The sequence below is a fragment of the Rhodococcus sp. 852002-51564_SCH6189132-a genome (assembly GCF_001665495.1).
GTDB lineage: Bacteria > Actinomycetota > Actinomycetes > Mycobacteriales > Mycobacteriaceae > Rhodococcus > Rhodococcus pyridinivorans.
The window spans coordinates 17,487-28,525 of the sequence record NZ_LZMJ01000079.1; the positions used below are offsets into that span (position 1 = coordinate 17,487).

Here is an 11,039-nt window from a genome sequence, read left to right on the forward strand (position 1 = left end):
TCACAAGAGCCCGAATGGAACCATCCCGGAAAGAGGCCCTGCACCATGACGAGCGCAGCCCAGGAGCACGAATCGAAGGCGTACCCGCCGAGCCCGGAGTTCACCGCCACGGCCAACGCCGGTCCGGAACTGCAGGCCGCGGCCGACGCCGATCGGCTCGGATTCTGGGACGAACAGGCGAAACGACTCGACTGGGCGGAGCCCTGGACGGAAGTGCTCGACTGGTCGAACGCTCCGTTCGCGAAGTGGTTCGTCGGCGGCAAGCTCAACGTCGCCTACAACTGCGTCGACCGGCACGTCGAGGCCGGTAACGGCGATCGGGTCGCCATCCACTTCGAGGGCGAGCCCGGCGACAGCCGGTCGCTGACCTACAACGACCTCCTCGCCGAGGTCTCCCGCGCCGCGAACACCTTCACCGAGCTCGGCCTGGTCGCCGGCGATCGCGTCGCGATCTACATGCCGATGATCCCCGAGGCCATCGTCACCATGCTCGCGTGCGCGCGCCTCGGCCTGACCCACTCGGTGGTGTTCGGCGGCTTCTCGTCGTCGGCGCTGCGGTCGCGCATCGACGATGCGCAGGCCAAGCTGCTCGTCACCGTGGACGGGCAGTGGCGGCGCGGCCAGGCCGCGCCGCTCAAGAACGCCGCCGACGAGGCCGTCGCCGACGCAAAGTCGATCGAGCACGTGCTGGTCGTCGCGCGCACCGGCATCGACGTGGAGTGGACCGAAGGGCGAGACCTGTGGTGGCACGAGACCGTCGAGAAGGCCTCCCCCGAGCACGAAGCGCAGCCGTTCGACTCCGAGCACCCGCTGTTCATCCTGTACACCTCGGGCACCACGGGTAAGCCCAAGGGCATCATCCACAGCTCGGGTGGCTACCTGACGCAGGCGTCGTACACCCACCACTACGTCTTCGACCACAAGCCGGGCAAGGACGTCTACTGGTGCACCGCCGACATCGGCTGGGTCACCGGCCACAGCTACATCGTCTACGGCCCGCTGAGCAACGGTGTCACCCAGGTCGTCTACGAGGGCACCCCCAACTCGCCGAACGAGCACCGGCACTTCGAGATCATCGAGAAGTACGGGGTGTCGATCTACTACACCGCCCCGACGCTGATCCGCACGTTCATGAAGTGGGGTCGCGAGATCCCCGACGCCCACGACCTGTCGTCGATCCGTCTGCTCGGCAGTGTCGGCGAGCCGATCAACCCGGAGGCGTGGCGCTGGTACCGCGAGGTCATCGGCGCGGATTCGGCCCCGATCGTCGACACCTGGTGGCAGACCGAGACCGGCGCGATCATGATCTCGCCGCTGCCCGGCATCACCGCCACCAAGCCCGGCTCGGCGATGGCGCCGCTGCCCGGTATCTCGGCGAAGATCGTCGACGACGAGGCCACCCCGCTCGGCGCGGGCGGTAACGGCTACCTGGTGCTCGATCAGCCGTGGCCGGCTATGCTGCGCGGCATCTGGGGCGACGAGCAGCGTTACCGCGAGACCTACTGGTCGCGCTACGCCGAGCAGGGCTGGTACTTCGCCGGCGACGGTGCGCGTTACGACGACGACGGAGCGCTGTGGGTGCTCGGCCGCGTCGACGATGTCATGAACGTCTCCGGTCACCGCATCTCCACCTCGGAGGTCGAGTCGGCGCTCGTGTCGCACCCGTCCATCGCCGAGGCCGCGGTCGTCGGCGCGGCGGACGAGACCACCGGTCAGGGCATCGTCGCGTTCGTGATCCTGCGCGAGCACGTCGAGAACACCGGCGACACGCTCATCAAGGAACTGCGCGATCACGTGGCGGTGGAGATCTCCCCGATCGCCAAGCCCCGTCAGATCACCGTTGTGCCGGAACTGCCGAAGACCCGGTCGGGCAAGATCATGCGCCGCCTGCTGCGCGACGTCGCCGAGGGCCGCGAGCTCGGCGACACCTCGACGCTCGTCGATCCGGCCGTCTTCGACGCGATCCGCGGCAAGTAGCCGAACGACGAAGGCCTCTTCCGGATCGGATCCGGAAGGGGCCTTTCGCGGTCGGTACGACTACACCTCGTCGAGCGACCGGTCGCGGGTCTCCTTGACGACGAGCAGCGCGACGAAGGTCGTCGCCGCGGCGATCAGCAGGTAGATGCCCACCCAGCCGACGCCGTAGCTCGTGGCCAGCCACGTCGCGATGAAGGGGGCCACCGCGGCACCGAGGATGCTCGACACGTTGTACGAGATTCCGGAACCCGTGTAGCGGACGTTGGTCGGGAACAGCTCGGGCAGGATCGCACTCTGCGGCCCGAAAGTCAGACCCATGAGCAGCATGCCGACGATGAGGAAGAACAGCATGCGTCCGGAGCTCATGCCGTCGCTCGACAGCAGGAACTGGAAGCACAGGCCGAACACCATGATCGCGCCCGTGACGACCAGCAGGGTCGAGCGGCGACCGTAGCGGTCGGCGAGCCACCCGGCGACGGGAACCGCCGCGGCGAAGAACAGCACCGCGACCAGCTGCAGCACGAGGAAGTCCGCGTACTGGAAACCGGCACCGTGGCCACCTTCCTCGGGGGTCTTGCCCGTTCCGAAGCTCAAAACCCAGGTGGTCATGATGTAGAAGAGCGTGTACGTCGCGAGCATGACGAAGGTGCCGATGATCAGCTCACGCCAGCTGTTCTTGAACACCTCGGCGAGAGGCGTCTTGACCTTCTTGCCCTCGGCGACGGCCTTGGCGAAGACCGGCGTCTCTTCGAGCTTGAGCCGCACGTACAGCCCGATGATCACCAGGATCGCGCTGAGCAGGAACGGAATGCGCCAGCCCCATTCGAGGAAGGCGCTCGACAGGTCGGGATCGCCGTTGTCGTGGCCGAGCGCCAGCGCGATGATCAGGAACAGGCCGTTGGCGCCGATGAAGCCGATGGGTGCGCCGAGCTGCGGCCACATCGCCGCCCAGGCGCGCTTGCCGGGTTCGGCCGTCTCGGTGGCGAGCAGCGCCGCACCCGACCACTCCCCACCGAGACCCAGGCCCTGGCAGAAGCGCATGAGCGCCAGCAACGCCGGTGCGATGAGCCCGGCCTGGTGATAGGTCGGCAGCAGGCCGATGAGGAAGGTCGCGATGCCCATCGTCAGGAGCGAGCCGACGAGCGTGACCTTGCGGCCGATGCGGTCGCCGAAGTGCCCGAAGACGACGGATCCGACCGGGCGGGCGACGAAAGCGATACCGAAGGTCGCGAGGGAGGCGAGCAGCGCGGTCGTGCTGTTGCCCTGCGGGAAGAACAGGTGCGGGAAGACCGAGACGGCGGCTGTCGCATAGATGTAGAAGTCGTAGAACTCGATGGACGTGCCGACCATGCTGGCGACGACGATGCGCCGGCGCGGAACGCCTGCGACGAGCGAGGAACCCCCGTCCTCGACTCCGACCGATGTGCTCACTGAACCATCCCCACTACTCCACTCACATTCTGAGACCAGATCCCACTTGCTAGGAAAGTGAACACCCGAGTTTCCGCCCACCGCAAATCGGACACCCCTACGGACGCCCTCCGTCCGGCGTTAGACTCTTCCCCGGTGTGCCGGGAAGTCTGGTCGGCGACGGTTCGCCCGTGCCCGTATCCGCCCAGCGAAAGACGCCCGTGTCCGACACCTCCTCACCCACCTGGACCGCACCTCTGGGTCGCTTCCTCCGCACCGAGACGGTCGGCGGTTCACTGCTGCTCATCGCCGCAGCGATAGCGCTGATCTGGGTCAACTCCCCCTTCGGCGACTCCTATGTCGCTCTGCGGGACTTCGAGATCGGCCCGGAGTTCCTGCACCTGCACCTCTCGGTCGGCGACTGGGCCAAGGACGGCCTGCTCGCCGTCTTCTTCTTCGTCGCGGGCCTCGAACTCAAGCGCGAACTCGTCACAGGCGAACTCGCCGATCGCAGGAAGGCGATCCTGCCCGTGATCGCCGCATGCGGCGGCGTGATCCTTCCTGCCGTCATCGCAGCCGTCGTGGGCTGGGGTGCGCCGGGAATGGACCGGGGTTGGGCGATCCCCGTCGCGACCGACATCGCCTTCGCTCTCGGCGTGCTCGCCCTCACCGGTTCGCGCATCCCCACCAGCGCCCGGGTGTTCCTGTTGAGCCTGGCGGTCGTCGACGACCTCATCGGCATCGCGCTCATCGCGATCCTGTTCACCTCGGGACTCGCCGTCGCGTGGCTGCTCGCCACAGTGGCCGCAGCGGCGGCGTACTGGTTCGCGCAGCAGAAGCGCATCACCACGCCGTGGTTGTATGTGCCGCTCGCACTGTTCACCTGGTACGCCATGCACAACGCAGGCATCCACGCGACCGTCGCCGGGGTCCTCCTCGGCCTGCTCACCCGTGTCCGCACCGATCCCGGGGAGGACTACGCACCCGCCGAGCGGCTGGTCCACCACATCCAACCGTGGTCCGCCGGTCTGTGCGTCCCGCTGTTCGCCCTGTTCGCATCCGGTGTACCCATCGGTGCGGAGATGCTCGGCCAGGTGTTCACCGATCCTGTCGGCCAGTCCGTCGTCCTCGGACTGCTCCTCGGCAAGACCGTCGGGATCTTCGGCGCGACCTGGATCTCGATCCGGCTCGGTCTCGCCACCCGCCCGACCGGGCTGATGTGGGGAGACGTGCTCGCGCTCGCCGTGATCGGCGGCATCGGGTTCACGGTGAGCCTGCTCATCGCCGAACTTTCGCTCGGCGACATCCACGGTGGCGAGCCCGCCGAGATCGCCAAGGCCGCCGTGCTGGTGACATCATTGATCGCCTCTGTCCTCGGGTCGGCGCTACTGTTACGGCGTGGGCGCGCCCACCGCCAACGGAACGAACCAACCGAAGGGGTCGAGTAGTGAGCGTGACGAACGCGAATCGTCCGGAGAACGGAGTCCCGTCGAGCATTTCGGGCATCCCGTTGACGAAGGTGGACGCTCCGACACCCCGCGATGCCAGTGTGGGCGAACTGGTACGCGACGCAGCGACACAGCTGTCCACACTGTTCCGCGCCGAAGTCCAGCTCGCCAAGGCCGAGGTGACCGGCGAGGTCAAGAAGGGCGTGCAGGGCAGCCTGTTCTTCATCCTCGCGCTCGCCGTGCTGACCTTCAGTTCGTTCTTCTTCTTCTTCTTTCTCGCCGAACTCCTCGATGTCTGGGTGGCGCGCTGGCTCGCCTTCCTCATCGTCTTCCTGATCATGCTGGTGGTGACGGGCCTGCTGGCCCTGATCGGCTATATGCGGGTCCGGAAGCTGCGCGCACCGAACAAGACCATCGACTCGCTCAAGCAGACCGCGTCGATCCTCCCGAGCAGCCAGGACGGACACGATGCGGACGGCCCGCGCCACGCCGCGCCGCGCCGCGTCACCCGCTGACGAACCGGAACAGCCAGTGCCCGTCCCCGACCCGTCCACGGTCCGGTATCCCGGACCGTGGACGCATCGAGACATTCACGCCAACGGCATCCGCTTCCATGCCGTCGAAGCCGGTCCGCACGACCCGGACACACCTCTCGTGGTGTTCGTGCACGGCTTCGCCGACCTGTGGTGGTCGTGGCGTCACCAGCTCACCGCCTTCGCCGATCTCGGCTACCGGGCGGTCGCGGTGGACCTGCGTGGTTACGGCGACACGGACAAGCCGCCCCGCGGATACGACGGCTGGACGCTCTCGAACGACATCGCGGGACTGATCCGCGCGCTCGGGCACACCGAGGCGGTCCTCGTGGGCCATGCCGACGGGGGCCTCGTGTGCTGGGCGACCGCGGTGATCCATCCGCATGTCGTGCGGGCCATCGCGGTAGTCGACTCCCCGCACCCCATCTCGCTGCGCGACGCGACCCTGCGCGACCGCGCGCAACGCAAGGCTCTGGTGCCGACCTTCCTCGCCTACCAGCTGCCGTGGCGTCCCGAACGGAAGCTGGTTCGCGACAAGGGCCTGGAGATCGAACGGCTGATGCGTGTGCGGTGCGGCCCGGACTGGCGACGCACCGACGAGTTCGCCGATGTCGTCGACCGGCTGCGCACCGCGATCCGCATCCCGGGCACGGCGCACCTGACCCTCGAATACCAGCGCTGGGCGTTCCGCAGCCAGTGGCGTCCCGACGGTCGCCGCTTCATGAAGGCCATGGACGTCGAGCTCACCCTGCCGATCCTGCAGCTGCACGGCGCGCTGGATCCCTACGTGCTCGCCGCGACCCTCCGACGCTGCGTGCGGCACGCCCCCGGACGGATCCTGAAACTCGTCGACGGGGCCGGCCACTACGCCCATCAGGAGAAGCCCGAAGCGGTGACGGCACTGCTCGCCGACTTCGTCCGCGGACTCGACTGATCTGCCCGTCCGCCGGACGGGCAGACGTCAGACGATGCAGGCGCCGGTCGCAACCGGCTGATTCACCCCGGCCATCTCCAGCTGCCGGCTCACCTCTGCACCGGTGAGAACGAAACCGGTGTCGGTGTTGTCGACCGCCGCGCCGAAGACCATGCCGAGGACATCGCCGGACGGATCGACCAGCGGACCCCCCGAGTTGCCCTGCCGGATCGTGCCGCGCACCGTGTACACCTCGCGTTCGACGGTGCCGCCGCGGTAGATGTCCGGGCCCTGCAGGTCGAGCGTCTCGCGGATCCGCGCCGCGCTCGCCGTGTACGGACCGCCGCCCGGGTAGCCGAGCACGATCGCGTCGTCACCCGACTCCGCCGGCTCCGGGGCGAAATCCAGCGGCTGCGCGGTCAGTCCCGGCACCGCGAGGATCGCGACGTCCACCTCCGGATCGAACAGCACGACGGTCGCTTCGAGCGGGCCGCCGTCCGTATCGACGGTCACCGCTGCGGTTCCGGCCACGACGTGCGCGTTCGTCATCACCCGTTCAGGGGCCACGACGAAACCGGATCCTTCCAGTGCCTTCTGGCAGCTGGGTGCGACACCGTTGATGCGCAGCACGCTCGTCTGCAGCCGGGCCGGGACCGATCCTTCGAGGAGACCGCCGTCGGGTGCCTCCACCTCGGCGATCGGGGTACGCCCGAACGGCCCGATCACCTCGGGCAGACCCGAGGTGTCGAGCAACGCCGAGAACTCGTTGGGGATCGCACGCATCCAGTCGGGGGCGACGTCGTCGACGGTCCCGAGCACCTGGGATCCCCGCACGGCTGCGGAGACGGCGGGCTGGGTCGTGGCGGTCAGCGGGATGGCGAGCAGCCACGCGGCGACGAGCACCGCGACCGATTGCAGACCGGCACCGACGACGCTGTCGACCGCCCGCGCACCCGGACTGTGGATGCCGCTGCGCGCGGCACGTCCGAGCACCATGCCGGCCACCTCGCCGATCACCACCAGCACCACGATCAGAGCGATGCCGGCGAGGATGCGCATGCGCGCATCGTCGATGTGCACGAGCACGTGCGGGGCGATGAGGATGCCCGCGACCGCACCGAGCAGCACACCCAGGAAGGCCAGCGCCGAGGCGACGGCGCCCTGCCGGAGCCCGGAGGACGCGGCGATCAGGACGATCACCACGATGATCAGATCGATCCAGCCCGATCCGGTCATGATTCGACCACCCCCGTCTCCAGTTCGGCGAGTACGACGTCGAGATCACGGACGTCGTGGTGATCCCACTCGATCTCCCACCCCGATACCGCGAACAGACCCGCGAGCACACCCGCGGTGAAACCCCAGACCAGCATCCCGTCCACCTGGAAGGCCGGGCCCTGATAACCCAGACGGTGCCGGACCTGGAAACGGTTGTCGGGGTCGAGCAACTCGTGCAGCGACACCCGGACCACGCGGGTCGCCTCCTTCGGATCGACCACTCCGACCGGGCTCGGGGTCTCCCAGTAGGCGACCACGGGAGTCACGTCGAAGCCGGAAGGCGGGATGAACAGTTCGGGGAGCACGGCGAGCGGCCGGATCCCGGACGGATCCAGGCCGGTCTCCTCCTCCGCTTCACGAAGTGCGGTGTGGATGGCGCCGTAGTCCTCGGGATCGGCGGCGCCTCCGGGAAAGGCCACCTGCCCGCTGTGCTGCCGCAGCGTCGCGGCGCGCTGGGTGAGCAGGACGTCGGCGTCGGCGGGAAGTCCGCCGCGGGCCATCGGATCGGCCTCCGGCGACCCGCCGAACAACACCAGCACCGAGGCCTGCCGCACCCGCGCGACGCGCGGGGCGCGACGGTTCAGGATCGGGTTGAGACCGTGCGGGTCGGTCGGCGACACCGAGGCGACACGCCGGAGCCATTCGGGGATCATGCGGCCACCCCCAGATGCTCCTCGACGACCGAGGCGACCTCGTCGGCCGACCGGAACGGGATGGGGAGCACGGCGGCGACCGACCCGTCGGCGCGGAGCAGCACCGTCACGGGAAGGACGGCGGGCGCGCCGACCGCGGCCTGTACGCGACCCGAGCCGTCCTGCACACCCGGCAGGTGCACGTCGTAGTCGGCGAGCCGGCCGAGGGCGTTCGACTCGTTCGGGTCGGTGTGGACGGTGACGACGGTGACCTCCTCGCCCACCCGGGCGGCGTAGTCCTGGAGGACCGGCAGTTCCTCGGCGCAGGGAGCGCACCACCAGGCCCACAGGTTCACCACGGCGGGCCTTCCGGCGAGGGCGGCCGCGAGGTCGACGGAGGATCCGTCGCTCACGCACTCGAAGACCAGACCGGCGAGCGGACCGGCGGGAGCAGGCGTGGACCCGCCCGGCTGCGGGCACGGATCGAGTGCGGCGGTCTCCCGCAGCGGAGCGAGGGCCTGCGCGCCGTCCTGGGGCCGGCGGTCCACGGGTGCGGTCGAGGGTGCGGCCGGTCCCGGGCCGGTGGCCGGCGGAGGGTCGCTGCGGTCGCGCGGCCAGATGGCGACGATCAATGCGATGACGACGACGAGAGCTGCCAGGCTCCAGCGGCCTGCTGTGGAAGGACGCACTCCGTCACCGCCCGGCCAGCTCGAGCAGGTGCTCGGTCTCCGGTCCCTTCACCAGCGTGGCCGCGGTCTGCGGATCGGTGGGCCCGGTCCCGTAGGAGGGGCAGTCCTTCGCGAGGACACACACCCCGCATGCCGGCTTGCGTGCGTGGCACACGCGCCGACCGTGGAAGATCACGCGATGGGACAGCAGCGTCCATTCCTTGCGCTCGATGAGCACACCCACCGCGTGCTCGATCTTGACCGGGTCGGTCTCGTCGGTCCATTCCCAGCGACGCACGAGCCGCTGGAAGTGGGTGTCGACCGTGATACCCGGCACATCGAAGGCGTTACCGAGGATGACGTTGGCGGTCTTGCGGCCGATGCCGGGCAGCGCGACGAGATCCTTCAGCCGGGCCGGAACCTCGCCGTCGTGCCGCTCGAGCAGGGCCTGGCCGAGACCGATGAGCGAGTTGGCCTTGTTGCGGTAGAAGCCGGTCGAGCGGATGTACTCCTCGAGCTCGGCGCGGTCCGCCTCCGCGTACGCGCGGGCGTCGGGATACCGGGCGAACAGAGCGGGGGTCACCTGGTTGACCCGCACATCCGTGCACTGCGCCGACAGGATCGTGGCGACGGCGAGCTCGAGCGGATTCGTGAAGTCCAGTTCGCAGTAGACGTGCGGAAAAGCCTCGGCGAGGCGCCGGTTCATCCGTCGCGCGCGACGGACGAGGGCCAGTCGCGACTCCGGTCCGCGAGCCTTTCCGTTCACTCGGCGCGGGGCCGTCTCGGGGCTCTCGGACTGGGAGGCATGCACCTGATCCACTCTACGTAAACACTCTCCCCAGGATCCGGCCCCGTGTCTCTTCCGAGACCTTGCGGGTGTTTACTTCCGGGTATGCAAGCTCTTGCTGTCGTCCTCTTCCCGGTGCTGCTCATGTTGTTCGCACTGTCCATGGAACGTGTCGAAGCGCGCTTGAGCCGGTTGTCCGTCCGTGAGCAGGAAGTGGAAGAGTTCCTCGACAAAGCGGACCAGGCCGATGTCGCGGCACTCGCTCGTGAAGGTTTCCCCGGGGCTTTGGCCCGCTTCCAGCGTCGCCGCCGCCGCGGACCGAGCACCGACGGAGCGGACGATTCGGACGGTCATCTGCGCGCGCGCCGCGCCAGCTGAACGACTACTTGCCGGTAGCCTCGAGGTACCGATGATCGGGTTCGTCGATCGTTTCCGTGGTATCGGTCACTCACTCGTGCAGCGCGCACGATAGACTGGGCGCTCGTACGCCTGACAGGTGACCTGCCCAGGAAGTCCGTCGACGTGCAGACCCGGCAGTAGATGACGAATCATTCCCAAAAGGAGCGCACGTGGACGAGGTCCTGGCCAGAGCAGGCATCTTCCAAGGAGTCGAGCCCTCGGCGGTTGCGGCGCTGATCAAAGAGCTTCAGCCTGTAGATTTCCCGCGCGGCCATGTCATCTTCAACGAGGGTGAGCCCGGCGACCGGCTGTACATCATCGTTTCCGGCAAGGTGAAGCTCGGACGTCGTTCGCCCGACGGTCGCGAGAACCTCCTGACGATCATGGGCCCGTCCGACATGTTCGGCGAGCTGTCGATCTTCGACCCGGGTCCGCGCACCTCCACCGCCACCACCGTCACCGAGGTGCGAGCCGTGAGCATGGACCGCGATGCGCTCAAGGCGTGGATCGACCAGCGCCCCGAGATCGCCGAGCAGCTCCTCCGCGTGCTGGCCCGTCGTCTGCGTCGCACCAACAACAGCCTCGCCGACCTGATCTTCACCGACGTCCCCGGTCGTGTCGCCAAGGCACTGCTCCAGCTCGCCCAGCGTTTCGGCACCCAGGAGGCCGGCGCCCTGCGTGTCACGCACGACCTGACGCAGGAAGAGATCGCGCAGCTCGTCGGCGCGTCCCGCGAGACCGTGAACAAGGCCCTCGCCGACTTCGCGCACCGCGGCTGGCTGCGTCTCGAGGGCAAGAGCGTGCTGATCTCCGACTCGGAGCGTCTGGCGCGTCGCGCTCGCTGACCCACGCACATACGAAAGGCCGGGGCGCGCGCCGCGCCCCGGCCTTTCGTATGTGCGTGGGTGAGCGCGCGCGACGCGCCCGACGCGCCGAGGGCGAGATGAGCACGCGCTTGCCCACCCGCCGCGCCTGCCCCGGGGCGGGCCGTGCT

11 protein-coding genes are annotated in these 11,039 nt (G+C 68.6%); 6 read left to right on the forward strand and 5 right to left on the reverse strand.

The window, feature by feature from the left end:
- Positions 1-45: 45 nt before the first annotated feature.
- Complete coding sequence (gene acs / locus A5767_RS19895) at positions 46-1,977, forward strand: acetate--CoA ligase (RefSeq protein WP_006552416.1); 1,932 nt, start codon at positions 46-48, stop codon at positions 1,975-1,977.
- A 60-nt stretch (positions 1,978-2,037) separates the two neighbouring features.
- On the opposite strand, the gene A5767_RS19900 is transcribed toward acs, so the two are convergent.
- Positions 2,038-3,408, reverse strand: a complete 1,371-nt coding sequence (locus A5767_RS19900; RefSeq protein WP_064852991.1) for an MFS transporter — start codon at positions 3,406-3,408, stop codon at positions 2,038-2,040.
- Positions 3,409-3,608: 200 nt separating this feature from the next.
- On the opposite strand from A5767_RS19900, the gene nhaA reads away from it, so the two are divergent.
- Genes nhaA through A5767_RS19915 form a run of 3 tightly spaced genes read left to right on the forward strand, consistent with a single transcriptional unit; the run spans position 3,609 to position 6,302 of the window.
- Positions 3,609-4,835, forward strand: coding sequence for a Na+/H+ antiporter NhaA (nhaA, locus tag A5767_RS19905; protein WP_006552418.1), 1,227 nt, complete (start codon positions 3,609-3,611; stop codon positions 4,833-4,835).
- Positions 4,835-5,350: a phage holin family protein gene (locus tag A5767_RS19910; RefSeq protein ID WP_006552419.1), complete on the forward strand. Its 516-nt coding sequence runs from the start codon at positions 4,835-4,837 to the stop codon at positions 5,348-5,350. Before nhaA ends, A5767_RS19910 begins: the two co-directional genes overlap by 1 nt.
- A gap of 16 nt (positions 5,351-5,366) precedes the next feature.
- Positions 5,367-6,302: an alpha/beta fold hydrolase gene (locus tag A5767_RS19915; RefSeq protein ID WP_033097957.1), complete on the forward strand. Its 936-nt coding sequence runs from the start codon at positions 5,367-5,369 to the stop codon at positions 6,300-6,302.
- 27 nt (positions 6,303-6,329) lie between these two features.
- Here A5767_RS19915 and A5767_RS19920 read toward each other — a convergent pair whose 3' ends face one another.
- Genes A5767_RS19920 through nth form a run of 4 tightly spaced genes read right to left on the reverse strand, consistent with a single transcriptional unit; the run spans position 6,330 to position 9,679 of the window.
- The gene (locus A5767_RS19920; protein WP_006552421.1) at positions 6,330-7,517 is read right to left on the reverse strand and encodes a MarP family serine protease; all 1,188 of its coding nucleotides are present in this window, start codon (positions 7,515-7,517) and stop codon (positions 6,330-6,332) included.
- Entirely contained in the window at positions 7,514-8,212 is a 699-nt protein-coding gene (locus tag A5767_RS19925) for an NUDIX hydrolase (RefSeq protein WP_039586635.1), read from the reverse strand. The genes A5767_RS19920 and A5767_RS19925 overlap by 4 nt, the downstream gene beginning before the upstream one ends.
- On the reverse strand, positions 8,209-8,880 hold the full coding sequence (locus A5767_RS19930; RefSeq protein ID WP_039586637.1) for a TlpA family protein disulfide reductase: 672 nt from the start codon (positions 8,878-8,880) through the stop codon (positions 8,209-8,211). The genes A5767_RS19925 and A5767_RS19930 overlap by 4 nt, the downstream gene beginning before the upstream one ends.
- 4 nt (positions 8,881-8,884) lie before the next feature.
- Positions 8,885-9,679, reverse strand: coding sequence for an endonuclease III (gene nth, locus A5767_RS19935; protein ID WP_006552424.1), 795 nt, complete (start codon positions 9,677-9,679; stop codon positions 8,885-8,887).
- A gap of 72 nt (positions 9,680-9,751) precedes the next feature.
- Here nth and A5767_RS23460 point away from each other — a divergent pair, with 72 nt between their 5' ends.
- Both A5767_RS23460 and A5767_RS19945 read left to right on the forward strand, forming a co-directional pair.
- Complete coding sequence (locus tag A5767_RS23460) at positions 9,752-10,024, forward strand: hypothetical protein (protein ID WP_033097906.1); 273 nt, start codon at positions 9,752-9,754, stop codon at positions 10,022-10,024.
- A gap of 191 nt (positions 10,025-10,215) precedes the next feature.
- Positions 10,216-10,890, forward strand: a complete 675-nt coding sequence (locus A5767_RS19945; protein ID WP_006552426.1) for a Crp/Fnr family transcriptional regulator — start codon at positions 10,216-10,218, stop codon at positions 10,888-10,890.
- The last annotated feature ends 149 nt before the right edge of the window (positions 10,891-11,039 follow it).

Excerpts from the sequence above, each read along its gene's own strand:
- acs (WP_006552416.1), top strand. The coding sequence starts at position 46 with ATGACGAGCGCAGCCCAGGAGCACGAATCGAAGGCGTACCCGCCGAGC.
- A5767_RS19920 (WP_006552421.1), bottom strand. The coding sequence starts at position 7,517 with ATGACCGGATCGGGCTGGATCGATCTGATCATCGTGGTGATCGTCCTG.
- A5767_RS19925 (WP_039586635.1), bottom strand. The coding sequence starts at position 8,212 with ATGATCCCCGAATGGCTCCGGCGTGTCGCCTCGGTGTCGCCGACCGAC.
- A5767_RS23460 (WP_033097906.1), top strand. The coding sequence starts at position 9,752 with ATGCAAGCTCTTGCTGTCGTCCTCTTCCCGGTGCTGCTCATGTTGTTC.